Below are 23555 nucleotides of genomic sequence, written 5' to 3'. Positions count from 1 at the left end.
TCCCGCGATTCCGGCCCCGTTAACGTTCCCAGCAACCGAGCGTTCCAAGTTGATCACTAGGTGTCAAGTGACTGAAATCGATGAGTCGCCCGTCAATCGGCGTACGCGTGCAGCCCGCTCAGCAGCGCACCCAGCCCGGCCTTCGCATCCGCGAAGAGCATCGCCGTCTTCGGATCGGAGTACAGCTCGTTGTCGATGCCCGCATAGCCGTGCCCGAGTGACCGTTTGAGCACGATGACGCTGCGCGCCTTGTCGACGTCGAGGATCGGCATGCCGGAGACCGGGTTGCCGGGGCGCCGTGCCGCCGGGTTGGTCACGTCGTTGGCGCCGATGATCAGCGCGACGTCCGTACGCGCAAATTCGGGGTTGCTCTCCTCCAGGTCCTTGAGCTGCTGATAGGGGGCGTTGGCCTCGGCCAGCAGCACGTTCATGTGCCCCGGCATCCGCCCGGCGACCGGGTGGATCGCGTAGGTGACCTCGACCCCGCGCTCGGTCAGCGCCTCGGCCAGGGCGACCGCCTCGTGCTGTGCCTGCGCGGCGGCCAGGCCGTAGCCGGGGACGATGACGACCTTCGACGCGTACGCCAATTGGATCGCGGCATCGTCCGCGGTGATCTCCCGTACCGCCGCGGAACCGGAACCGGTCGCGACCGCGACCGCGTCGCCGGTGCCGTAACCACCCGCCATGATCGCGCTGATCGGCCGGTTCATGGCGTCGGCCATGAGCTTGGTGAGGATCGCGCCGGCCGCCCCGACCAGGCCACCCGCGATGATCAGCGGGGTGCTGTCGAGGACGAACCCGGCCATCGCGACGGCGGTGCCGGTGAACGCGTTGAGCAGCGAGATCACCACCGGCATGTCGGCGCCGCCGATCGGCAGCGAGAGCAGCAGGCCGCCGGCCAGCGCGGCGAGGGTGACGCCGCCGAGCAGCCACTGGTTGCCGCCGTCGGCGACGAACCAGACGCCGAGCGCCGCGGCGAGCGCGGTGAGGGCGGCGGAGAGCCACCGGCCGAAGGGAACGGTGATCGGCCGGCCCGGGATGCGCCCGGCCAGCTTGCCCGCCGCCACCAGCGAACCGGTGAACGTGACCCCGCCGATCGCGACGTCGAGCACGCCGAACACCGACGCGGTCCGGTCACCGAGCGCGATCAGCGCGGCCGCCCCGCCGCCGACCGCGTTGAACAGGCTGACCAGCTGCGGCATCGCGGTCATCTGCACCCGCCGGGCGGTGAGCAGCCCGGCCAGCCCGCCCGCGGCCGACCCGATGACCAGGGCGACCGCCGCGCCGAGGGTGACCGTGTGGTCGCGCACCAGCACGACGACGGTGGTGAGGATCGCGAGCGCCATGCCGGCCGCCGAGATCTGGTTGCCGCGCCGCGCGGTGGCCGGCGCGTTCATCCAGTGCAGGCCGATCACGAAGCTGACCGCGCAGGCCAGGTAGACCAGGTGGATCGTGGTGTTCATCGACGGCTCCGAAACATCGCGAGCATCCGGTCGGTGACCACGTAGCCGCCGGCCACGTTCATCGCCGCGCAGAACGCGGCCACCGCGAGCAGGACATATCCGCCGATCCCGGTGACGGTGGCGGCCAGCAGCATCACCCCGACCAGCACCACCCCGTGGATGGCGTTCGCGCCGGACATCAGCGGCGTGTGCAGCGTCGCCGGCACCTTGCTGATCACCTCGAAACCGACGAGCAGCGCCAGGACGAACACGGTCACGTCGGCCAGCAGCAGCGCACTCACGAACGGATCTCCTTGAAGTCGGCGAGCGCCGCACGCACCCGCGGGTTGACCAGGCGCCCGCCGTGGGTCACGACCACCGCCGCCTGCACGTCGTCGTCGAGGTCGAGAACGACCTCTCCGCGGGGCATCAGCTGGGTGAGCAGGGCCAGCAGATTCCGTGCGTACGCCGTGGAAGCCGCCGCCGGCACCGTCGACGCGAGATTCCCCGCCCCGATGATCGTGATGCCGGCGTCGGTGACCACCCGGGTGTCCGGAATTGATCCCTCGACGTTCCCGCCGTCCACAGTCGACGCCAGGTCGACGAGCACCGAGCCCGGGCGCATCCCGGCGAGGGCGTTTCCGGACACCAGCCGCGGTGCCGGCCCACCCGGAACCTGGGCGGTCGTGATCACCACGTCGAAGCGCGGGATCGCCGCATCGAGGCCCTGCTGCTGGGCCGCGCCCTCGTCCTCGGACAGCGTCCGGGCGTAGCCGCCCTCGCCGTCCCCCCTCGGCACCGACACGTCGAGCACGGCGGCGCCGGTCGAGGCGATGTCGGCCCGCGCCGCCTCCCGCACGTCGTAGCCGGTGACCAGCGCCCCCAGCCGCCGGGCGGTGGCGATCGCCTGCAACCCCGCCACCCCCGCCCCGAGCACCAGCACCTGGGCCGGCCGGGTGGTGCCGGCCGCGGTCATCAGCATCGGGAAGAAGCCGGCGTAGGCCTCGGCCGCCAGCAGCGCCGCCTTGTAGCCGGCCACGTTGGCCTGTGAGGTCAGCGCGTCCATCGACTGGGCCCGGCTCAGTGTGCGCGGCAGCAGGTCGAGGCTGATCGCGGTGATCCCCGCCGATGCCAGCCGCTGGGCCAGGTCGAGGTCGGTCAGCGGCCCGAGCAGCCCGACCAGCAGCTGGCCCGGTCTGGCGGCAACCACGTCCTCCGGCGGATGCAGGCACAGCAGCACGTCGCTCTCGGCGTACACCTGCTCGCGGGTCACCACCACCGCGCCGGCACCCTCGTAGTCGATGTCGCCGAACCAGGCGCGGCTCCCCGCGCCCGCCTCGACCAGCACGGAGACGTCCTGCTTGCGCAGGCGACCGGCCCCGTCCGGGGTGAGCGCAACCCGCCGCTCCCGCCCCGCCGTCTCCCGCAGCACCCCGACCGTCGCCATCCGCATCCCATCCGTCGACCCGTCCCACCGCCAACATCGATGCTGTCCGACTCGGCGTCAAGGGGCCACCCGACTCCACCTTCGTGACTCCTTACCGTTCTCCTTACCGAGCGGTAAGGTCGCCGCATGGCGGAACGCATCGACGCGGCGACCTGGTCCATTCAGGGCGAGACGGTCACGCTGCCAGTGACCATCACCGATGCCCGGATCACCGCGGCGATCTTCACGGCCCCTGCCGCCGACGCCCGCCGGGTGCTCTCCGGAGTGCCGCTGCGCCCGGTCACGGTCTTCGGCCGGGCGATCACGCTGCTGATGTTCATCCACTACGACGAGTGGGTGCTGAAGACCTACGACGAGGTCGGCGTCGGGCTTCTCGTGCGCGGGCCACGCGGCCTGCCCGGCCTGCACATCGTCGACCTGCCGGTGACCGGCGCCTTCACCCGCGAGGCCGGCCAGGACTTCTGGGCCCTGCCGAAATGGCTGATGGAGGCCGACCTGGCCTTCGGCCCGTCCACCACCGACGTGACCGTCCGCGACGGCGGCGCCGAGGTGATGCACGCGTCGGTGCAAACGGGAGGCGTGCGGCTGCCGTTCGGCACGAGGCTGAAGGTGCCGTCCTGGTCCTACCTGTCGCACGGCGCGCAGGCGGACCGCCTGCTGCGCGGCGCGCTCCCGATGAATCTGTCCGGCATCCGAGTGGGCCGGGCTCCTTTTTCGGTACGCCTGGGCGAGCACCCGATGACGGAGAAGATGCGCGCGCTCGGCATGCTGTCCCGCCCACTCCTGACCGTGACCGCATCCCGGATGGCCGGTTCGCTGGGTTCGTTCCGCGAGGTACCGGCCCCTTGAACGCCGCCGGGCGGGCGCGGCGCCTCGCGTCACGCCCGCCGGGTCGTCGGCGTCATCCGGCTCAGGTGTTTGCGGTGAGGATCTGCGCGAGCCGGGCCGCCTCGACGGCCAGGTCTGACCTGCCCGGCTCGGCCGCGGCCAGCATGACGTCGGGCATGTCGGCGCGGGCGCCGACGGCGGTGGCCGCGTCGGCCGCCACGGCGAGCAGCTCCGGGAGGCCGTCGGCGACGGGGCGCTGCCGCAGCAGAGCCGGCACCACGGCGTAGGCGAGCGCCCAGACGATGTGCCAGCCGCGGCCACGACCGATCCGTTCCAGGCCGGCAGCGGCCCGCCGCAGACGCCCGACCCCGACGGAGCGCCGGGTCTCTCGATCTTCCATGGTCCGCGGTGCCCGGCCGTCCGCTGCGGCTCGGGACATCACGCCATAACCCGCGGCCGGCGGCGATGGACGGACGGCCGCGTCACCGGGGACCGCACTGCCGGCGGCGGTGAGCAGGGCCCGCAACTCCCGGCCGAGCAGGCCGGTGTCGAGGCCGCTGCTGCCGGTCAGATGCCGTACCGCGTCAACCGCGGCGTCCCGCAGCAGCTCCTCCTCGGCGACAAGCCCATGGGCCAGGGCGAGCGCCATCCCGGGCCCGAACGGCCCCGCGGCCCGAGCCAGCCCGCGCAACGCGTCGGCAAGGCGCCGATGATCTTGCGCTTCATCGCGGGCGGTTGCGGCCCGCATCGCGCCGGCAATGCGGGCGGCGGCCGCGGTGGGCCCTGCGCCGGCAATGCGGGCGGGGCTCGCAGTCTTTGCCGCGCCCAGAACGCGGGCCGTGCTTGACGTGTGGGGCGCGCTTGCTGGGGGTGGCGAGCTCTCGGGCCGTGCCGTGGCCGCTGACCGGCCGGTCAGGAACGGGAGGACGTGGGCGGCGATCAGGTCGCGGTGGTGCGGTAGCACCATCGTCCAGCAGCCCATGTCCGGCGGGATGGCCTCGGCGGCTTCGAGGACCGGCGGCGTCAGCAGGTCGCGGATGATCGTGTCCACGGTTGCGGCGGGCGTGGGGTCGTGCAGGAGTGGGGGGACGCCGGCCGGGGCGGGTTCGGGGTGGGCGTCGGACGGGATGGTCGGCGCCGGTGGCGGGACGACGGTTGCTCGCCGATGTGGGCCGGTGGTGATCGTGGCGGTTGCCGGGGGGAGGCCGCCGGCGTGCAGCCAGGTGGCGAACTGGCGGCCCGCCGGGGACACCAGGCGGTCGGCGGCCGTGATCACGGCGGTGTCCACGGTGGTGGGCAGGCGCAGCAGGGCCTGGGCGAGGTCGTAGGGGCCGGGCTGCCAGTTGTCCCGTTCGGCGGCGATCAGCCGGAACAACACCCGGACCGGGCTGACCTGGCCGTCGACGGTGGCCGGGGTGGCCAGCAGCGCGGGCGGCACGTTGGTGGCCAGCTGGTAGGCCAGTTCGCGGATCCGGGCCGGGACCATCGCGGCCGGCGGCGGGAGCGGTTCGGCGGGCAGCCGGTCAGGCCGGTGGCCGGGCCGGGCGAGTGCGCGCAGCAGGAGGCCGAACGGCGGCGGGGCCGAATCGGCGAGCGGGGTGATCGCGGCGATGAGTTCGTCGCGGTCCGACTGGGCGAAGGCCACCAGGCCGGCGAGAATCCGCTCCAGGCTGATCGCTTCCAGCGGTTGCGGCAGACGATCGGCGAAGTCGGCGACCAGTTCGGCCACCGACCCGAACGGCGCCGGCATCGCGGCCGGCGGCAAGGCCACGGGCGGAGGCGGAAAGAGCGGCGCGACAGGCGGCCGAACCGGCCGCGGCGACCTCGCCTGGACCGCGTTGAACCCGGGCAACGTCGGCTGGGGAGGCTGAGACTTCGCCGGGCCCGGCTGAGGCGTTTGCGCCGCAGCCGATCTGCCGGCGAGCCACGGGATCCTGGCCAGCGCACCGGGTGCCGGGAGACCTTCCACGGCCGGCCTGGTCACCGGCTGCATGGGCGACGGTCCCTCCGCGAGGGATGTGGCCGGGGACGGCAAGGAGTCGGCGGCCGGCCCGATCTGCGGCCGGTTTCCGGCGACAGGCATGGCCTCAGCGACGGATTCCGGCGGCGGCGCCTTCGTCGCGGCGAGGTTCGCCGATGCCTGCGTGTGCTCGGCGGTGGGGATGGCGGACGTCGGGCTGTCGGCGGCGAGATCTGCCGGCGCCCGCACCGCGGGTCTTGCCGAAGGCTGGGTGTGTTTGGCGGTGATGGTCGGCGGCGAGACCTCGGCGACGGCCCCGGGGGCGGGCGCGATCTCGGGGGCGCGCTTCGCCGCGGAACGCCTGGTCCTTGTGGCGGGCTTGGCCGGCGGCGAGCTTTTGGGGGCGTCCTTGGCTGAGGGGTCGGTGGTCCGGGCGGCAGGCGTGGCGGGCGGCTTGGCGGGGCGACGGGTCGATCCGGCTGAGGTTTTGGCGGCCGCTTCGGCCGAGGGGCGGGTGGACCGGGAGGTGGGGCCGGCCGTCGGTCGCGAGGTCTTGGCGGCCGGCTTGGCGGGCTGCGTGATCTTGGCCGAGGGCTTGGTGGAGCGTGCCGGCACGGCCTGGGGCTCGTCGGTGATGTGCAGGGCGCTGCTGGCGAAGGCGGCCAGCGGGCCGCCCAGGAGGGTCTCGTAGTCGCGGCGGTGCTTGGTGATCTCCTTGGCGGTGGGGGCCAGCAGATGGTGGGTCGTCATGGCCGGGCGCAGGGACGCCGGCGTGCCGCCCTCGGCCAAGCGGTGCAAGGTCAGGCGGATCAGCTGGTTGCGGTTCAGGCGGCCGGTGGCGGCCAGCTCGGCCAGGGCGGGCGGCCAATGGCGGTCCAGGCCGGGGGTCTGGAACAGGCGGGGGAGCAGGCGGTCCAGCCATGGGTCGGCGGCCAGGCGGTCGGCCAGGGTGCCGGGGTCGCCCTCGTGGCCGCGGATCCATGCTCGTGTCACGGCCTCGGACCGGGGCGGTGCGGTGCCGGCGGCCGCCAGGACGGCGGCGGCCACGGTCCATTCGCCGGGCCAGGCGGGGCGTGGGCGCATCCGGTCGGTCAGGACGGCGGCTATCGCACTCAGGCGGGGGCGGCCGGTGGCGGTCAGGACCCGGAGCAGGTCGGCCACCGTCTCCGCGGGCGGGACGTGCTGGAAACGGCGGGAACGCAACCACGACACGATCGCGTCGGCGCTCGGCAGGCAACCGGCGCCCGCGACCAGCAGGGCGCCCTCCTGCTGCTCGGTGCCCCCGGCGGCGGGGGAGTGGAGGGTGCTGGCCAACGCCCGGCGGTCGGCCTCGGGCACGGCGAGCAGCACGTCGGCCAGGTCGGCCGGGGTGCCCTCCTGCAGCAGCTGCCGGAACTCGTCCGCGCCGAAGCGGTGCACGGCGGGCGTGCCGTCGGGGTTGCGTCGCGCCGGCCGGCCACCGTCGGCGGGGAGCCGGTTGGCGGCTTTGGTGACCGCGGGCATGATCGCGACCGTACCGGGCATTCCGCCCGCCAGGCGGCGATTCGCCCGCAGTGCTCCGACTCCCGAAATCCAGACCTAGCCTCCTAGGATGCTTTACGCACCGTGCCCGGCGGTACCGGGATCACGAAAAGCCGCACGGCGGGGCAAAAGTTGCCGGAACGGAACGTCGGACGTTAGCTGTCGACCCTGGTCGAATCAGCGATTTTGCTGTTGATCCTCATCGCGGGGGACGTCGGTGCCGATCTCTACAGTGCGAGCTTTATTGGGAGAGGGCGAGGCATGGGACTGCTTAGTGGGTTCGACAACCGCTCATTGCGGACGAAGATCGGGACGGCGGTGCTGACGGCCATTGCGGTCGGTGTGATCGTGGGCGGCGTGGCCATCGTGACGCTGAACGGGCAGAACACCGACGCCGCCGCCGCGCAGCGCCGGACGATCGCGGTCGAGTCCGCGGCCGCCTCGTTCGCCAAGAACATCGAGTCGTACTCGGGCAACCAATCGGCCCTCAAGCTCTACCCCACCCTGGCCGACGGGCTCAAGACGAATCTTGCCGCCAACGAAAAGGCGATCAACGAGGCGTTGACCAGTCTCGAGTCGAGTCTTGCCGGCGACGCGGCCGGCGCCGCGGCGGTGGCCAAGGCGAAGACCGATTGGGCGGCGTATCTGAAGTTCTCCGAGACCGACCACTCGAAGGACACCCCGGCGCAGCTGCAGCAGGCGGTGAAGGATTACAACATCGTCTACTCGGCCGTGGTCGCCGACGAGACCAGCCTGCAGGAGCGGGCTCAGACGCTGTCCGAGGCGGGCATCGAGACCGCCAGGAAGGACACCCGGACGGCGACCTGGCTGGTGGCCGCCCTGCTCGCGGCGGGCGTGCTGATCAGCCTGCTGATCGGGTTCCGGGTGGCCGGCCGGGTCCGCACCGCCGTGCAGGGTGTCTCGCACCTCGCCGACGGGCTCGCCGAGGGCGACCTCACCCGTACGTCCGGGGTGACCAGCGGCGACGAGGTCGGCCGGATGGCCGCTTCGCTGGACCGGGGGATCTCCCGGCTGCGGGAGGACCTGATTCAGCTGTCCGGTAACGCCGGCACCCTGAATTCGGCCGCCGCCCAGCTGACCGCGGTGTCCGGCGAGGTCAGCACGGCCGCGAGCGAGGCGTCCGCGCAGGCCGGCTCGGTGGCCGCGGCCGCCGATCTGGTCTCCAGCAACCTGCAGGTCGTGTCGGCCGGCTCGGAGGAGATGGGCTCGGCGATCCGGGACATCAGCGTCTCCACCACCGAGGCGTCCGAGGTGGCGGTGCAGGCGGTCGAGGTGGCGGCGCAGACCAACGCGATCGTCGGGCGGCTCGGTGAGTCGTCGGCGGAGATCGCCAGCGTGGTCAAGACGATCACCGCGATCGCCGAGCAGACCAACCTGCTCGCCCTGAACGCGACGATCGAGGCGGCCCGGGCCGGCGAGTCCGGCAAGGGCTTCGCGGTCGTCGCCGGTGAGGTCAAGGACCTCGCCCAGGAGACGGCCAAGGCCACCGAGGACATCTCGCGGCGGGTCTCGACCATCCAGACCGACACCGACGGTGCGGTCGCCGCGATCGGCGAGATCTCCGCGATCATCGAGCGGATCAACGGCATCCAGCTGGCCATCGCCTCGGCGGTGGAGGAGCAGACGGCGACCACTCAGGAGATGAACCGCACGCTGTCGGAAGCGGCGGCCGGGGCCGGCAACATCGCCCAGACGATCGGGACCGTCTCGGACGCGACCCGGCGCACGTCGGGCGCGGTCGGCGACACCCGCCAGGCCGCGGACGAGCTGGCCGTCACGGCCGGCCAGCTGCAGACCCTGGTCTCGCGGTTCCGTTACTGAACTGACAAAAGTGCCGGCCCCCTTGCGAAGGGTGCCGGCACTTTTGGCGTACGGGGCGGGTCAGTGCTCGAAAGCGTGGGCCATGGTGGCCTGCTCCTCGAGCACCTCGCTGATCCGGGCCTGGACCGCATCCATCTGACCGATGGTCTCGCTGGTGGTGCGGATCCCGCCGGCCACCGACTCGGCGCTGGTCTGCAACGCGGCGATCTGCTCGGACACCCGCTTGGTCGCCTCGGCGGTCTCCCGGGCCAGCTCCTTGACCTCGCCGGCGACCACCGCGAAGCCCTTGCCGATCTCGCCGGCGCGGGCCGCCTCGATGGTGGCGTTCAGGGCGAGCAGGTTGGTCTGGTCGGCGATCGAGGTGATCACCTTGATGACGTCGCCGATCGCGTTCGACGCCTCGCCGAGGGCGGTCACGTCGCCGGTCATGTCCGAGGCGCGGCCGACCGCCGCGTCGGCGACCCGGGTCGCGTCGCTGGTCGCCTCGCGCAGCCGGGAGACGGTGTCGAGCAGGGCGCGGGCGTTGTGCGCGGAGGTCTCGGCGCTGCGCACGATGTCGAGGCGCTGGGAGACCAGCTGCTGCACGTTGCGCAGGGCGTCGGCCCGGGAGTCGCTGAGGTCGATGAAATCGGTGGTGAAGAAGTCCATCGTGCCGACGATCCGGTCCAGGCTGACGATCGGGAAGCAGACGCCGGAGCGGACGCCGGCGCGGGTCGCGGCCGGTGCCCGTACGCAGTCGGTGAGATCGCCGATGTTGCGCACGAAGACCAGGTCCTTGGCCCGCCAGGCGCGCCCGGACAGGCCGACCCCCTCGGCGAACGTGGCGGCCAGGGTGACCTTGCGGAACTCCTCGCCGGCCGAACCGGACTCGACCTTGAACTTGAGAACGTTCTCGGTGTCGTCGATCTCCCAGTAGGAGCCGTAGGCCCAGCCGAACGCGGTGCGGACCGCGTCGAGGGCCAGCACGAGCGCGCGGCCGGAGTCGTTGGTGTGGCCGAGGGCGCTGACCACGTTGGTGACGGCGAGCCGGTCGTCGGAGACCTGCCGGGTCTGGAACGCGGCGAGGGAGGCCTGCCGGGCCTGCTCGGCGACCCGCATGATGGCGCCCCACTTGCTGATCAGGGCGTTGTCCACGGCGGTCTCGGAGCGGCCGTACATCTCCAGGACGGCGGTCACGGTGCCGCGCCGGACGATCGGCATGGCGATCGCGGCGACCGCGCCGGCGCGCAGGGCGGCGGCCACCCGGGGGTCGTTCTCGGCGTCGTCGGCGTAGACGGCCGCCCGGTTGCGGATCGCCTTCTGCACCAGCGCACCGCGGTCGGCGGTGCCGGCCAGCGCCGAGACGATGCGGCCCGCCTCGTACTCGATGCGCGGGACGCCGTTGTCGACGATCCAGGCGGCGCCGTACTCCATGTCGTAGAACTCGACGTACGTGGACGTGAAGATGCGCCACGTACTCGCCTCGTCGGTCGCGCTCTCGAGGTTGGTGACGAACTCCTCGAGGGCCTCGATGTCGCGCGGATTCCGCTCCAGCACCGGGGGCTGACCGACCGCTCGCTTCCCGAACAGACCCATGTAGTCAGGCTACGGAGCGATTTCCCGGTTTTCCCCGGTAATGCCCAGGTTGGGCCGGACGGTTCGGCGCAGACGCCGTACCGTTCGGCGCGTGCGCGGGCCGTACGGCACCGGGCGGCCGTCACCGGGTGTTGACTGGCGGCATGGGCGACTATCGGCGGGAATACGAGCGGAGCCGGAAGGACCCGGAGGGGTTCTGGCGGGATGCGGCCACCATGATCGACTGGGTGACGCCGCCCGGCCGGATCCTGGACGACGGGAACGCCCCGCTCTACCGGTGGTTCCCCGGTGCCGAGCTGAACACCTGCCACAACGCGCTCGACCGGCATGTCGAGGCGGGCCGCGGGGAACAGCCCGCCCTGGTGCACGACAGCCCGGTGACCGGCGTGCTCACGACGTACACCTATCGGGGTCTTCGCGACGAAGTCGCTCTTTTCGCCGGTGCCCTGCGCCGGCTGGGAGTCGCCCGGGGTGACCGGGTCGTGATCTACATGGCGATGATCCCGGAGACCGTGGTGGCGATGCTGGCCTGCGCCCGGCTCGGCGCGGTGCACTCGGCGGTGTTCGGCGGGTTCGGTGCGAAGGAGCTGGCCGCGCGGATCGACGACGCCCGGCCGGTGGTGGTGCTCGCGGCGTCGTGCGGGGTGGAGGCCGGGCGGGTCGTGCCCTACCTGCCGATGCTCGACGCCGCTCTTGAGACGGCCACCCATCGGCCGCACCACTGCGTGATCTTCCAGCGCCCGCAGCATCCGGGCGCGCTGCGTCCGGGCCGGGACATCAGCTGGGCGGCGGCGCTCGACGGTGCCGAGCCGGCCGAGTGCGTGCCGGTGGCGGCGACCGATCCGCTCTACATCCTCTACACCTCCGGCACCACCGGGAAGCCGAAAGGCGTGGTCCGGGACAACGGCGGGCATGCGGTCGCGTTGCGCTGGTCGATGGCGAACATCTTCGACACCAGGCCGGGGGACGTCTTCTGGGCGGCGTCCGACGTCGGCTGGGTGGTGGGTCATTCCTACATCGTGTACGGGCCATTGCTCACCGGAGCGACCACGATCCTCTACGAGGGGAAGCCGGTCGGCACCCCCGACGCCGGGGCGTTCTGGCGGGTCGCGGCCCAGCATCGGGTGACCACGATGTTCACCGCGCCGACCGCGATCCGGGCGATCAAGAAGGAGGACCCATCGGGGAGGCTGGCCGGCCTCTACGACCTGGGCGCTCTTCGCCTCCTTTTCCTGGCCGGGGAGCGGCTCGACCCGCAGACGTACACCTGGGCCGGGGATCTTCTCGGGGTGCCGGTGATCGACAACTGGTGGCAGACCGAGACCGGCTGGCCGATCGTGGCGAGCCCGCGCGGCATCGAGGTGCTGCCCACCAAGTCCGGGTCGCCGTCGCTGCCGGTCCCCGGCTACCGGGTGCGGGTGGTCGGGCCGGACGGCACCGACGTCGAGGCGGGCGAGGACGGCACGATCCTTCTCGAACTGCCGTTGCCGCCCGGCTGCCTGCCCACCCTGTGGGGCGACGACGACCGGTACGTGCGGTCCTATCTGTCCGCGTACCCCGGAAATTATCTGACCGGTGACGGCGGCCGCTTCGACGAAGACGGCTACCTGTACGTGATGGGCCGCACCGACGACGTCATCAACGTGGCCGGTCACCGCCTGTCCACCGGCGCGATGGAGGAGGTCCTGGCCGGCCATCCGGCGGTCGCCGAATGCGCGGTGATCGGGGTGTCGGATCCGCTGAAAGGGCAGCTGCCGCGCGGTTTCGTGGTGCTGAAGTCCGGTGTGGAGGCCGACCCGATCGGCCTGGAGGAGGAACTCGTCGCGATGGTGCGCGCCCAGATCGGCCCGGTCGCGTCGCTGCGCCGGGTCGACGTGGTCGGTGCCCTGCCGAAGACCCGCTCCGGGAAGATCCTGCGGCGCACCATGCGCGGGATCGCCGACGGCGCCGACGAACCGGTTCCGTCCACCATCGAGGATGCGGGTGTCCTGGACCGGCTGCGGCCGGTCCTGCGCAACCATCGATGAGTCGGTACCCTGCCGCGCATGGGTCTGCGTGATCTCTTCACCTCCGGCCGCGACCGCAAGGCCGGCGACAAGATTCAACGCGGCGTGCTGATCATCTCGATCGCCATGCTGCTCGCCATGGTCCTGGTGGCCGTCCTGCTGACCGTCACCACCCGCGACGGCGGCGCCGGCGTCACCGCGTTCGTCCTGTTCGCGGCGGCCGCCGCGGTCGGTTCGGCGCTGGGCTTCATGTTCGGCCTGCCCCGCGCCCGGGTCGCCGACAGCTCCACCACCAGCACCTTCTACCTGACCAACTCCAACCTGATCAAGGTGTCGGACTGGCTGACCACCATCGTCATCGGCCTCGGCCTGGTCAACCTGGGCAAGGCCGTCCCGGCGATGCGCGCGCTGGCGCACGCCCTGCACGCCCCGCTGGGTGGCACCGCGTACGCGGGCGCGGTCGGCCTGTCGGTGCTGATCGTCGGCCTGCTGGCCGGCTTCCTGCTCTACTACCTGTGGACCAGCATCCGGGTGCGCGAGCTCCTGGAGGAGGCCGAGCGCCAGAACCAGCAGACGATGCCGGACCTGCGCGACCAGACGCTGGGCGAGGCCCGCGAGACGGCCAGCCAAAACAACGTGACCCTGCTGGTCCCGGACGACGCCCCGGACACGTCGCTGGTCACCCGGCAGGCGGTGCCGCCGGGCACGACCGTGCCGTCCGGGACCTCGGTCGCGGTGAGCACGGCCGAGCCACCGACACGGTGACAGCCCGGCGGCTGCGCCACGACCGCATGTCGGCCGCTCTGGCCGCCCGGGACGACCGCGAGCTCGACTCCGCACCCGCGGAGTTGGCCGCGGCCGGGTCCAGCCTCGTGCTGTTCCTCGAATACCTGGCCGATCCGGTGTCCGCCGCGCTGACCGACCCGGTCGGGGTGGAGCGGCAGCTGTTCGAGGTCGTGGACTTCCTGCGCGACCGCGAGCTGCTGCACATGGACGGCCACTTCGGCAACATGCGGGCGGCCGCCGGCCGGATCCACCTCGTCGACTTCGGCCTGGTCACGTCGCCGCGCTTCGACCTGTCGGACGCCGAACGCGGCTTCGTCGCCCGCAATCGCGATCACGACGCCGACTACGCCGCGATGCGACTGGTGAACTGGCTGGTCACGACCGTGTGCGAGGCGCCGTCGCCGGCCGACCGGAACGCGTTGGTGCGCCGGTGCGCGGACGGCGACATCCCGCCGGGCGTGCCGGCGGCCGCGGCCGCGGTCATCGCCCGGCACGCCCCGGCCGCAGCCCGGATGAACGACTTCTGCTGGCGCTTGTACGACGGCGAGCTCCGCGTGGAGTATCCCTAGATCCAGCGGCCGCCCAGCCACATCTTGGAGAGCCAGCTCTCGTAGGGAATCAGGTCGCCCACGAAGATGGGGTAGAAGTAGGCGAAGCACAGGGCTATCACGGTCACGTAGGCGCCGACGAAGACGGCGCCCAGCTGCTGGTGGGGTGGGGCCATGATGGCGCCCAGGACGTAGACGACCGCCAGGATCAGGAACGGCAGGGCCGGCAGGGCGTAGAACGAGAACATCGTGCGGCCGTCGCGGATCGCGTAGTAGAACCACGGGAGCAGGCCGGCCGCCACCGGAACCAGGATCGCCCAGGCCCGCCAGTCGCGGCGGGCCAGGCCGAACCACACCAGGGCGGCCAGCGCCGGCAGGAACGACCACCACAGCAGCGGCGTGCCGAGCAGCAGGATCTCCCGGGCGCAGCTGGGGGCGCCGCAGTTGCCGCCGGTGTTCCAGTAGAACGACACCGGGCGGCCCAGCAGCAGCCACTGCCACGGCCACGACTGTCGCGAATGTGGAGTCGTCAGGCCACTGTGGAACGCGTACGCGTTCTGGTGGTAGTGCATGAGGTTGAGCAGCGCGCCCAGGATCGGTGGCTCGCTCTGGCCGTGGTCGCGCAGGTCGTGCCGCATCCAGCCGGTGTTCGTGACGAACCAGCCGGTCCAGGTGGCCAGGTAGAAGACGCCGGCGAGGACCATGCTGACTGCGCCCCAGCCGAGGTCGCCGGTGATCCGTTCGCCGGGCAGCCCGGCCGAGCGGCGGGCCTGCACCCGCCACGCGATGACCAGCCCGGCGAAGAACGGCGCGAAGAACAGCGCACTCCACTTCACCCCGCACGCCAGCCCGAACATGGCGCCGGCGGCGAACAGCCACCACGGCACCAGCAGGCCCGGCTCGGTGCCCCGCTCCAGGGTCCGTAACAGCCGGCGCCGGTAGCTGTCCCGGTCGATGAGCATGGCGGCGAACGCGGCCAGCACGAACAGCCCGAGGAAGATGTCGAGCAGCGACGTACGGGACAGCACCAGCTGGAAGCCGTCCAGGGTCATCAGCATCCCGGCCGTGCCGGCCAGCACGATCGAATGGAACAGCCGGTACGCGACCCGGATCAGGATGAGCACCATCAGGGTGCCGGCGATCGCGGTCGGCACCCGCCAGCCCACCTCGGTGTTGCCGAAGAAATGCTCGCCGAACGCGATGAGCCACTTGCCGAGCGGCGGATGCACCACGTACGCCGCGCCGTCGATCTTCTCGTCCCACTCGACGCCGTGCTGCAGCATGTCCCACGCGTCGGTCGGGTAGTAGACCTCGTCGAAGACATAGCCCTTGGGGCTGCCGAGATGCTGAAACCGCAGCATCGCCGCGATCGCCACGACCACCCCGGTGACCAGCCACGAGTACGGGTCGAGCCAGTTGTCGAGAGTCGCCAGCCGGCGGCGCACGATGGCGGGCACACGAGGCTGCTCCGGAGCGGGCGCAGCCGTCACCGGCGCCGCCGCGGTCATCGTCATCCGGCGATCGTAGGGGTTGACGCAACCGCCCGTCTTCCCCACTTTTGCACGCCCCGCGCATACTCCGGCCTCATCGAAGTCGGCATCGGTGAGCCCGGCAAACGGGTCAACCCGATGGAGCTGGCGATCAACCCTCCTCCCGGAGAGCGTCCAGTGCATCCCGGTCGGCGCGGTAACCGAGGGCCTCCGCCGCCGCGCCGGAGTCGTAGACCCGGTCGATGCGGCGCGGCAGATCCCATCCCCGGTCGCGGAAGGCCGCCGCGACCGCCGGCGCACGTTCGGCGATCAGGCCGGCCGCGTCCTGGTAGAGGGCACGGCAGTCGGCGCGGGTGAACGGGTAGCGTCCGGCGATGTTGAAGGTGCCGGTCACCGATTCCTCGGCCACGGCCCGGACCGTTGCTGCCGCCACGTCGCTCAACGCCACGGCTCGGTGCAGCATCCGGACGGCCAGTACGGGCGGCGGCTCCGGGAAGCATCGGGCGATCCGCAGCGTCACCGCGGGGACGGCACCGGCGGCGACCAGCTGCTCGGCGGCCAGTTTCGTCTCGTCGTAGATGTCTCGTGGCCGCGGCCGCAGACTCTCGTCGACCCACACCGCCCGATCCACCGGCACCAGCGCGTGGCCGTAGACGCTGGTGCTGCTGATGTAGACGACCCGCCGCACGCCGGCCTTCGCCGCGTCGTCGAGGAGGGCGGCGGTGGCGTCCACGTTGACGGCCCGGAACTTCGCGTCGGGGACTCGGCCGACGTGCGGGGCGTGCAGCGCCGCCGCGTGGACGAGCACGCCGGCCCCGTCCAGCGCCGCTTCGCGTACGGCCCGGTCGCGCAGGTCCCCGACGACACCGGTGGGCGAGCCGGGCGCCCGGTCGACGCCGCGAACCGACCAGCCGGCGGCCTCGAGTTCGCGCGCCACCGCGGCACCGACCCGCCCCGAGGTCCCGGTGACGGTCGCCCGGCCGAGCACCACCTAGCCGAGCAGTTCGGTCAGGGCCTCGGCGAAGACCTCGTGGTGGCGGGTCACGTCGTCGAGGGTGGTTTCCGGGGACATCAGGGCCATGTTGTGGAACGGGGTCAGCAGGATTCCGCGGTTGGCCAGGTAGACGTGCAGGAAGTCCTCCAGTTCGCCGTCCGCCGACGCTGCCGACTCGGTGCCGTTTCGTGGGGCCGGGTTCGCGAAGCGGTATTCGACCCGGGCGCCCAGCTGGGCCACCGACCACGGCAGGGCGTGGCCGTCGATGAGCTTCTGGACGCCCTCGGCGAAGGCCGTCGCCGTGGCGATCATGCCGGTGAAGGCGTCGTCGGTCAGGACCTGCTCCAGCGTCGCCCGGGCCGCGGCCATCGAGACCGGGTTGCCGGCCAGGGTGCCGCCCACGCCGCCCATGTCGACCAGGTCGAGGTCGGAGCGGCCGGTCAGGGCGTCGGCCAGGGACGCCGACAGGCCGTACGCGCCGATCGGGATGCCGCCGGCGATCGCCTTGCCGATGGTCAGCACGTCCGGCTCCAGGGACCAGGCCGCCGTCGCGCCACCGGGGCCGGCCGAGAACGTGTGGGTCTCGTCGTTGATCAGGTAGGTGCCGTAGCGGCGGGTCAGCTCCCGGACCCCCTGCAGGTAGCCCTCTTCGGGCAGGACGATGCCGATGTTGGTCAGGGCCGGTTCCATCAGGACCGCGGCCACGTCGCCGTGGGCCAGTTCGCGTTCCAGGCCGGCCAGGTCGTTGAACTCGGCCACCCGCGACGTCGTCGTCACGTCGGTCGGGGCGCCCACGTTGCCCTCGCGGGACTCGCCGTGGCCGTCGGCGCCGACCACGATCAGGGACTCGTCGACCGAACCGTGGTAGCAGTAGCTGTTCACCAGGATCTTCGGGCGCCCGGACACGGCCCGCAGCAGGCGGATGGCCCAGCGGTTCGCGTCGGTCGCGGTCAGGGCGAAGCTCCAATACGGCAAGGTGAAGCGGCGGGCCAGCTCGGCGCCGACCAGTGCGGCGTCCTCGGTCGGCAGCATCGTGGTGGCGCCGCCCAGCTCGGACAGCCGGCGGGTCACCGCGTCGACCACCGGGGCCGGCGAGTGTCCGGCCATCGCGCCGGTGTCGCCCAGGCAGAAGTCGATGTACTCGTGGCCGTCGATGTCGGTCAGGCGGGCGCCGCGGGCCCGGTCGACGTAGACGGGGAAGCCGGCGGCGTTCTTGTTCATCCAGGTCATCGGGACCCGGCCGAACAGGTGGTCGGCCCGGCCGTAGGCAGCCGCCGACCGCGGGTGGCGCGCGGTGTAGGTGGCGCGTTCGCGGGCGGCCAGCTCGGCGAGACGAGCTCGATCAACTCCGGATTCCGTCGGCATGGCGCGACGCTACCAACGAACGGCGCGTCACGGGAGGGGTCAGCTGCGGATTCCGAGGATCCGGCGGAGAATGATCGGGGCGGCGGGCTGGTCGAGCGCGAGCACCGTGCGTACCGAGGAAACAGCCGCCGGATCCTCCCGCACCGCGCCCTCCAGATCGACCCGCAGCGGCAGCTGCGGGGCGTCCGCCGGAGCTATCGCACCGACCGCGATCGCCGCGGCCAGGGGGTCGTGCAGCGGGATCTCGCGGACGCCGAGGCGCGGCTCGTAGAAGTCGAAGTAGGTGGGCAGCATGTCGGCGAGCGTCTGCTGCAACGGCGTGCCGCCGTCGTGCAGGGCGGCCCGGTCGTCCTCGGTCCAGCGGTGCCGCATGGTGACGTCGAGCGGGACCAGGGTGACCGGCCAGGGCGCGGCGAGGACGGCGGCGGCCGCGGTCGGGTCGTCGTGGATGTTCGCCTCGCTGCGCGGCGTGACGTTGCCGGGCACCCGCACCGCCCCGCCCATCACGGTGACCGAGGCGATCAGCGACGGCAACGACGGAAAGAGCCGCAGCGCCGAAGCCAGATTGCCGCACGGCCCGGTGGCCAGAATGTGCAGCGTGCCCGGATTGTCCCGGGCAAGATCCCAGAGCAACGACGCGGACGTACGTGGGTCAGGCGCACCGCCCGGCGGCAGCGAGACCTCACCGATCCCGTTACCGCCGTGCACGTCCCCGGCCCCGCCGCGATAGGCGCCCGCGCCCACCGCGACGGGAATATCGGAAATGTCGGAAAGCTCAAGCAGCCCTAGCGTGTTCCGGGCGGCCTGCACTGCGGAGGTGTTCCCGTTGACGGTGCCGATCCCGACAATCTGGACGTCCGGCGAGCCAAGGAGAAACCCCAGGGCGACGGCGTCGTCGATCCCCGTGTCGCAGTCGAGATAGAGCTTCAGGACGCCGCCGCCTTAGGCCCGAACGCGGTGAAGAACCGATCCCGGAACGCGTTCATCGGCCACACCGGCGTATCTCCCGCCGGCCGCAGCCCGGGAGCCCACTTCCAGTCGGTGATCCGCTCCAGCAACGCCTTGTCCTTCGTCACGATCGAGATCGGCACGTCGTGGCTGGCGCCGGCCCCGGAGGCGATCGGCGACGGCTGGTGGTCGCCGAGGAAGACCAGCACCAGGTTGTCGTCGCCGTACTTCGTCACCCAGTTCACCAGGGAGGTCACCGAGTAGACGATCGATTTCCCGTATTCCGGCCGGACGTCGCGCGGGTTGGCCCACAGTGCCTTCGGCTTCTTGCCGTCGGCCGCCATCGACGCGTAGATCGACCCGTCCCCGATCTGGTCCCAGTTGTCGAGGTACGAGGGGATCGGCGCCCACGGCGTGTGACTGGAGACCAGGGGCATCTCCACCATCAACGGCGTACGCGAAGCCTTCTGGTATTCGATGGTGTTGAGCTGCTTGAGCGTGTACTGGTCGGGCATCGGCGCCCAGGAGAACTTCGGGCCCTGGTAGCCGAGGTTGCGCGAGTCCCAGACCGCGTCGTACCCGTAGAACTTGCCCTCCGGCCAGGCCCGCGTGGCTCCCGGCATGACGCTGACCGTGCGGTAGCCGGCGTTCTTGAACGACCTGGTCAGGGTGAGCCGGTTGGTGGAGACGAGGTTGCGGTAGCGCTGCTCGTTGTTGATCCACAAGCCGGACTCGAAGGTCGAGTGGGCGAGCCAGCTGCCGCCGCCGAAGGTCGGCGAGGTGAGCCAGCCGGATTCGGAGCTGAACCCGGCCGCGGTCAGCTGCGCGGTGCCGGCGTCCAGGACCGGGTCGACCAGCGGCGCGAGGGCCGGATGCTCGACGGCGCTGCGCCCGTAGCTCTCGATGAACGTGAAGATCACGTCCTTGCCCTTCAGGGCGGTCAGCATCTGATCGGACGGCACGGTCGCGTACGGGTCGTTCTTGACCTCCTTGGCGAAGTTCGACGCGTCGGCGAAACCGGCCTTGGCCTGGTGGGCGCGGTCCCAGGCGTAGGTGGCCGAACTGCGCGCGGCGATCGGCACCGCGCCGGTGAACGACGCGCCGAACGCGAAGGTGGCCGCCCAGGCGACCGCGATCGCACCGGCCGCGACCAGCGAGCGGCGGTGGTGCGCGCCGACCAGCCGGCCGATCCGCAGCACCGACCAGGTGGTCAGCGACATGACCGCGGCGACCAGCAGTAGGATCGCGGCGACCGCGCCGAGCGCCGCTGCCTTGCCGTAGGAGTCGACCACGAAGCTGTACGCGTCGTCGAAGAGGACCCAGTCCAGGACCGGGTCGAACGGCCGATTCAGCTCCGAGAAGAAGCCCATGTCCAGGCACTTCTCGATGACCAGCCAGCCGAGCAGGACGCCGACCGCGATGCCGGCGATGCGGCGGGCGCGGGCCGGGACGAGCAGCAGGGCGATCAGGAAGGCGCCCTCGACCGGGATCCGGAGGAAGCCGATCGGGGTGAGCCGCGAGACGACGTTCGGGAAGATCAACGCGACGAAAAGGATCAAACCCGCCAGAACGGTCAATGTTCGAGACACCGCCGGGCGAGAAAACAGGGCGAAGACGCTACGAATCCGGGACCGTGTGGGGAGTGGGGCATCGGGCTGCACGCCAGGGGGAACGGAATCTTGGCGGCTGGAGTTCACCGTCGCCAGAAAGTCATCCCTAGGCCAAAAGGCCCTTCGGAAGCGGTTCCGAGACCACGTAGGCTCAAAACGGTAGACGAAGATCCGCGAAAGGAATCACCGTGACCACGGTCAGTCCCGATCTTGTCCGCACGCTGGCCGAGCCCGGCCAGGACGAACTGGACCAGCTCGACGCCTGGTGGCGTGCAGCGAACTATCTCACGATCGGCCAGATCTATCTCCGGGGAAACCCGCTGCTGCGTGAGCCGCTGAAGGCCGAGCACATCAAACCGCGACTCCTCGGGCACTGGGGGACCAGCCCCGGCCTGTCGTTCATCTATGCCCACGTGAACCGCCTGATCAAGCACACCGGCCAGGAGGCCATCTATCTGGCCGGCCCCGGGCACGGCGGCCCCGCCCTGGTGGCGGCGGGCTACCTGGAGGGCACGTACACCGAGCACTTCCCGGCCATCACCCAGGACGAGGCCGGCATCCTCCAGCTGTTCCGGCAGTTCTCCAGCCCGGGCGGGATCCCCAGCCACGTGTCGGTGACCACGCCCGGTTCCATTCACGAGGGTGGTGAGCTCGGTTACGTCCTGGTGCATGCGTTCGGTGCGGTGATGGACAATCCCGACCTGCTCGCGATCGCCGTGGTGGGTGACGGTGAGGCCGAGACCGGCCCGCTGGAGGGCTCGTGGAAGGGCATCTCGTTCATCAACCCGGAGCGCGATGGCGCGGTGCTGCCGATCCTGCACCTCAACGACGGCAAGATCTCCGGCCCGACCGTGCTCGGCCGCAAGGACCGCGGCGACGTCCGCAAGCTCCTCGAGGGCCACGGCTACCACGTCCTGGAGATCGAGGGCGAGGACCTGCCCGGCATGCACGAGCGCTTCGCCGCGGTGCTGGCCGAGGCGTACGGCATGATCAAGGCCAAGAAGGACGGCGACAAGAGCGTCCGCTGGCCGATGATCATCCTTCGTTCGCCGAAGGGCTGGACCGGGCCGCACGAGGTCGACGGTGTGCTGGTCGAGGGCACGTGGCGCTCCCACCAGGTGCCACTGTCCGGCGTCCGGGAGAACCCGGAACACCTGAAGCTCCTGGAGAAGTGGCTCAAGTCGTACCGTCCGGAAGAGCTCTTCGACGCCAACGGTGCGCCCGCCGCGCCGGTGCGCGAGCAGTCGCCGGAAGGCCGGCTGCGGATGAGTGCCACCCCGCACGCCAACGGTGGCCTGCTCACCCGCGACCTCGACATGCCCGACTTCCGTCAGTACGCCATCGACGTCAAGAAGCCCGGCACCCAGCACGCCGAGTCGACCCGCAAGCTCGGCGAGATGATGCGTGACATCTACACGTCGAGCCCTGACCGGTTCCGGCTGTTCTGCCCCGACGAGACCAACAGCAACCGCCTCGGCGCGGTCTTCGAGGTCTCCGACCGGGCGTTCATGGAGCGCACGATCCCCGGCGACGTGAAGCTCAGCGCCGACGGCCGCGTGATGGAGGTGCTCAGCGAGCACAACTGTCACGGCTGGCTGGAGGGCTACAACCTGACCGGCCGGCACGGCATGTTCGCCACCTACGAGGCGTTCGCCATGGTCAGCGCGTCGCAGACGGTCCAGCACGGCAAGTGGCTGCAGGAGGCCGCGCACCTGCCGTGGCGGGCCAAGGTGCCGTCGCTGAACATCCTGCTGACCAGCACCGCGTGGCGTAACGACCACAACGGCTTCAGCCACCAGGGCCCCGGCCTGCTGCAGGTCGTGCTCAACCAGCGCGGCAACGTCGCCCGGATCTACCTGCCGCCGGACGCCAACACGCTGCTCTCGGTCGCCGACCATTGCTTCCGGTCACGCAGCTACGTCAACCTGATCGTCATCGACAAGCAGCCCCAGTTGCAGTATCTGTCGATGGACGAGGCGATCGCGCACTGCGAGCGCGGCGCCGGCATCTGGGACTGGGCCGGCACCGACGAGGGCGACACCGACCCCGACATCATCCTGGCCTGCGCCGGCGACGTGGTGACGATGGAGACGGTCGCGGCCGCGCAGATCCTCAAGGAGAAGCTGCCCGGATTCAAGACCCGGGTCGTCAACGTGGTCAACCTGATGAGCCTGCCCCGCCCCAAGGACCACCCGCACGGCATGTCCGAGGTCCAGTTCACCGAGCTGTTCACCGACAACGTCGACGTGATCTTCGCCTTCCACGGCTACCCGGGCGCCATCCACCAGCTGGTCCACGGCCGGCCGGACGCCGACCGGTTCCGGGTGCGCGGCTTCATCGAGCAGGGCACCACGACCACCCCGTTCGACATGACGGTCCGCAACAAGACGTCCCGCTACCACCTGGTCATGGACGCCATCAACAACGCCAAGCGCCTGCCGCGCGGCGCCGCGGACCTGAAGGCCTGGTGCGAGTCCCAGCTGGCCAAGCACGACGCCTACGTCGTGGAGAACCTCGAGGACATGCCCGAGGTCCGCGATTGGGCGCTGCCTTCTTAAAACCATATGAATACGGGATTTGCGACGAGTCCCGTGGGAATCGACAAGGCCGTAGATGGCCGATGCCGTTCCTTGCCGCCGGGTCGGCCCCGGTGGCAAGGGACGGCGCTGTCGCGCCCGGGGTCATTTCCCGCGCAGGGTCCGCCGCCGGGTGAAGACGAAGTAGGCGGCGAGCACCGTGTAGAGAATGGCGTAGCAGGCCGAGGCCGTGGGTTCGGTGATCGACCCGATCGGGAATGCCACGGTCACCGCCAGCACCGCGGCCAGCACGAGCAGCGCGACAAGATTCTGCGTGTCACTGAGGCTCCACCGCTCCGCGGTCTCGTAGTCGGCCCGCCGCTCCGCCTGAGCGGTCAGCTCCCGGAACACGAGAAACAGCCCGAGCATCGCCACCACGAACCGGAACACGGTCTCCGGCCGGTCCCCGACATCCGCGAAGAGATCGGCCCCGAACGCCGCCGCAAGAAATCCCCACACCGCCGTTATCGCGGCCCGCCCCGGAACCACCGCTGAGCTCTGCACGCCGCCCATGATCGCAGTCGACATCAACCGGCGTCAGTGCCCGCCCGGCCGGCCCGGGAGCCGACACGAAGAAGCCGCCCCGGGGTTCCGGGGCGGCTTCGGCTTACTCGGGG

At 71.3% G+C, this 23555-nt stretch carries 17 protein-coding genes; 6 read left to right on the top strand and 11 right to left on the bottom strand.

Features of this window, described 5'->3' with window-relative positions; genetic code table 11:
* Positions 1 to 92 precede the first annotated feature (92 nt).
* Genes Adu01nite_RS30040 through Adu01nite_RS30030 form a run of 3 tightly spaced genes read right to left on the bottom strand, consistent with a single transcriptional unit; the run spans position 93 to position 2889 of the window.
* Positions 93 to 1463 (bottom strand): NAD(P)(+) transhydrogenase (Re/Si-specific) subunit beta, encoded by a 1371-nt coding sequence (locus Adu01nite_RS30040; RefSeq protein WP_203731676.1) that lies wholly within the window; start codon positions 1461 to 1463, stop codon positions 93 to 95.
* Entirely contained in the window at positions 1460 to 1744 is a 285-nt protein-coding gene (locus tag Adu01nite_RS30035; protein ID WP_203731674.1) for an NAD(P) transhydrogenase subunit alpha part 2, read from the bottom strand. The genes Adu01nite_RS30040 and Adu01nite_RS30035 overlap by 4 nt, the downstream gene beginning before the upstream one ends.
* The gene (locus tag Adu01nite_RS30030; RefSeq protein WP_203731672.1) at positions 1741 to 2889 is read right to left on the bottom strand and encodes an NAD(P) transhydrogenase subunit alpha; all 1149 of its coding nucleotides are present in this window, start codon (positions 2887 to 2889) and stop codon (positions 1741 to 1743) included. The genes Adu01nite_RS30035 and Adu01nite_RS30030 overlap by 4 nt, the downstream gene beginning before the upstream one ends.
* A gap of 126 nt (positions 2890 to 3015) precedes the next feature.
* Here Adu01nite_RS30030 and Adu01nite_RS30025 point away from each other — a divergent pair, with 126 nt between their 5' ends.
* Positions 3016 to 3738, top strand: coding sequence for an acetoacetate decarboxylase family protein (locus Adu01nite_RS30025; protein WP_203731670.1), 723 nt, complete (start codon positions 3016 to 3018; stop codon positions 3736 to 3738).
* Positions 3739 to 3799: 61 nt separating this feature from the next.
* Here Adu01nite_RS30025 and Adu01nite_RS30020 read toward each other — a convergent pair whose 3' ends face one another.
* Complete coding sequence (locus Adu01nite_RS30020) at positions 3800 to 7180, bottom strand: hypothetical protein (protein ID WP_203731668.1); 3381 nt, start codon at positions 7178 to 7180, stop codon at positions 3800 to 3802.
* A 279-nt stretch (positions 7181 to 7459) separates the two neighbouring features.
* On the opposite strand from Adu01nite_RS30020, the gene Adu01nite_RS30015 reads away from it, so the two are divergent.
* Entirely contained in the window at positions 7460 to 9040 is a 1581-nt protein-coding gene (locus Adu01nite_RS30015; RefSeq protein ID WP_203731666.1) for a methyl-accepting chemotaxis protein, read from the top strand.
* Between the two features lie 60 nt (positions 9041 to 9100).
* Here Adu01nite_RS30015 and Adu01nite_RS48575 read toward each other — a convergent pair whose 3' ends face one another.
* The gene (locus tag Adu01nite_RS48575; RefSeq protein ID WP_203731664.1) at positions 9101 to 10615 is read right to left on the bottom strand and encodes a methyl-accepting chemotaxis protein; all 1515 of its coding nucleotides are present in this window, start codon (positions 10613 to 10615) and stop codon (positions 9101 to 9103) included.
* A gap of 143 nt (positions 10616 to 10758) precedes the next feature.
* Between Adu01nite_RS48575 and Adu01nite_RS30005 the strand changes: the two genes are divergently transcribed.
* The 3 genes from Adu01nite_RS30005 to Adu01nite_RS29995 are packed head-to-tail and all read left to right on the top strand — an operon-like array spanning position 10759 to position 13976.
* A complete protein-coding gene (locus Adu01nite_RS30005; protein WP_203731662.1) occupies positions 10759 to 12642 on the top strand; it encodes a propionyl-CoA synthetase in 1884 nt (627 codons plus the stop codon).
* An 18-nt stretch (positions 12643 to 12660) separates the two neighbouring features.
* Positions 12661 to 13386, top strand: a complete 726-nt coding sequence (locus Adu01nite_RS30000; RefSeq protein ID WP_203731660.1) for a PASTA domain-containing protein — start codon at positions 12661 to 12663, stop codon at positions 13384 to 13386.
* Positions 13383 to 13976 carry a hypothetical protein gene (locus tag Adu01nite_RS29995; protein ID WP_203731658.1) on the top strand — a complete coding sequence of 198 codons (594 nt, stop codon included), beginning with the start codon at positions 13383 to 13385 and terminating at the stop codon, positions 13974 to 13976. Before Adu01nite_RS30000 ends, Adu01nite_RS29995 begins: the two co-directional genes overlap by 4 nt.
* On the opposite strand, the gene Adu01nite_RS29990 is transcribed toward Adu01nite_RS29995, so the two are convergent.
* The 5 genes from Adu01nite_RS29990 to Adu01nite_RS29970 form a co-directional block, all read right to left on the bottom strand.
* A complete protein-coding gene (locus Adu01nite_RS29990; RefSeq protein ID WP_203731656.1) occupies positions 13973 to 15469 on the bottom strand; it encodes a dolichyl-phosphate-mannose--protein mannosyltransferase in 1497 nt (498 codons plus the stop codon). The genes Adu01nite_RS29995 and Adu01nite_RS29990 overlap by 4 nt on opposite strands.
* A gap of 127 nt (positions 15470 to 15596) precedes the next feature.
* Positions 15597 to 16436 carry an NAD-dependent epimerase/dehydratase family protein gene (locus Adu01nite_RS29985; RefSeq protein WP_239132794.1) on the bottom strand — a complete coding sequence of 280 codons (840 nt, stop codon included), beginning with the start codon at positions 16434 to 16436 and terminating at the stop codon, positions 15597 to 15599.
* Complete coding sequence (locus Adu01nite_RS29980) at positions 16437 to 17804, bottom strand: transaminase (RefSeq protein WP_203731651.1); 1368 nt, start codon at positions 17802 to 17804, stop codon at positions 16437 to 16439.
* Positions 17805 to 17843: 39 nt separating this feature from the next.
* Complete coding sequence (locus tag Adu01nite_RS29975) at positions 17844 to 18734, bottom strand: nucleoside hydrolase (protein ID WP_203731709.1); 891 nt, start codon at positions 18732 to 18734, stop codon at positions 17844 to 17846.
* Positions 18731 to 20311, bottom strand: coding sequence for a sulfatase-like hydrolase/transferase (locus tag Adu01nite_RS29970; protein WP_239132793.1), 1581 nt, complete (start codon positions 20309 to 20311; stop codon positions 18731 to 18733). Before Adu01nite_RS29970 ends, Adu01nite_RS29975 begins: the two co-directional genes overlap by 4 nt.
* Before the next feature lie 239 nt (positions 20312 to 20550).
* Between Adu01nite_RS29970 and Adu01nite_RS29965 the strand changes: the two genes are divergently transcribed.
* Entirely contained in the window at positions 20551 to 22920 is a 2370-nt protein-coding gene (locus tag Adu01nite_RS29965) for a phosphoketolase family protein (RefSeq protein ID WP_203731649.1), read from the top strand.
* A gap of 123 nt (positions 22921 to 23043) precedes the next feature.
* Here the strand turns inward: Adu01nite_RS29965 and Adu01nite_RS29960 are convergent, their stop codons facing one another.
* A complete protein-coding gene (locus tag Adu01nite_RS29960; protein WP_203731648.1) occupies positions 23044 to 23442 on the bottom strand; it encodes a hypothetical protein in 399 nt (132 codons plus the stop codon).
* Positions 23443 to 23555: the final 113 nt, after the last annotated feature.

It is taken from the genome of Paractinoplanes durhamensis (assembly GCF_016862175.1).
GTDB classification, from domain to species: domain Bacteria; phylum Actinomycetota; class Actinomycetes; order Mycobacteriales; family Micromonosporaceae; genus Actinoplanes; species Actinoplanes durhamensis.
This window is presented reverse-complemented; position numbering and strand designations above follow the sequence as displayed.

Bases quoted from the DNA above. Each gene is read 5' to 3' on its own strand.
- Adu01nite_RS30030 (WP_203731672.1), bottom strand. From the start codon at position 2,889: ATGGCGACGGTCGGGGTGCTGCGGGAGACGGCGGGGCGGGAGCGGCGG.
- Adu01nite_RS30000 (WP_203731660.1), top strand. From the start codon at position 12,661: ATGGGTCTGCGTGATCTCTTCACCTCCGGCCGCGACCGCAAGGCCGGC.
- Adu01nite_RS48575 (WP_203731664.1), bottom strand. From the start codon at position 10,615: ATGGGTCTGTTCGGGAAGCGAGCGGTCGGTCAGCCCCCGGTGCTGGAG.
- Adu01nite_RS29990 (WP_203731656.1), bottom strand. From the start codon at position 15,469: ATGACGATGACCGCGGCGGCGCCGGTGACGGCTGCGCCCGCTCCGGAG.
- Adu01nite_RS30005 (WP_203731662.1), top strand. From the start codon at position 10,759: ATGGGCGACTATCGGCGGGAATACGAGCGGAGCCGGAAGGACCCGGAG.
- Adu01nite_RS30020 (WP_203731668.1), bottom strand. From the start codon at position 7,180: ATGCCCGCGGTCACCAAAGCCGCCAACCGGCTCCCCGCCGACGGTGGC.
- Adu01nite_RS29980 (WP_203731651.1), bottom strand. From the start codon at position 17,804: ATGCCGACGGAATCCGGAGTTGATCGAGCTCGTCTCGCCGAGCTGGCC.
- Adu01nite_RS30025 (WP_203731670.1), top strand. From the start codon at position 3,016: ATGGCGGAACGCATCGACGCGGCGACCTGGTCCATTCAGGGCGAGACG.
- Adu01nite_RS30015 (WP_203731666.1), top strand. From the start codon at position 7,460: ATGGGACTGCTTAGTGGGTTCGACAACCGCTCATTGCGGACGAAGATC.
- Adu01nite_RS30040 (WP_203731676.1), bottom strand. From the start codon at position 1,463: ATGAACACCACGATCCACCTGGTCTACCTGGCCTGCGCGGTCAGCTTC.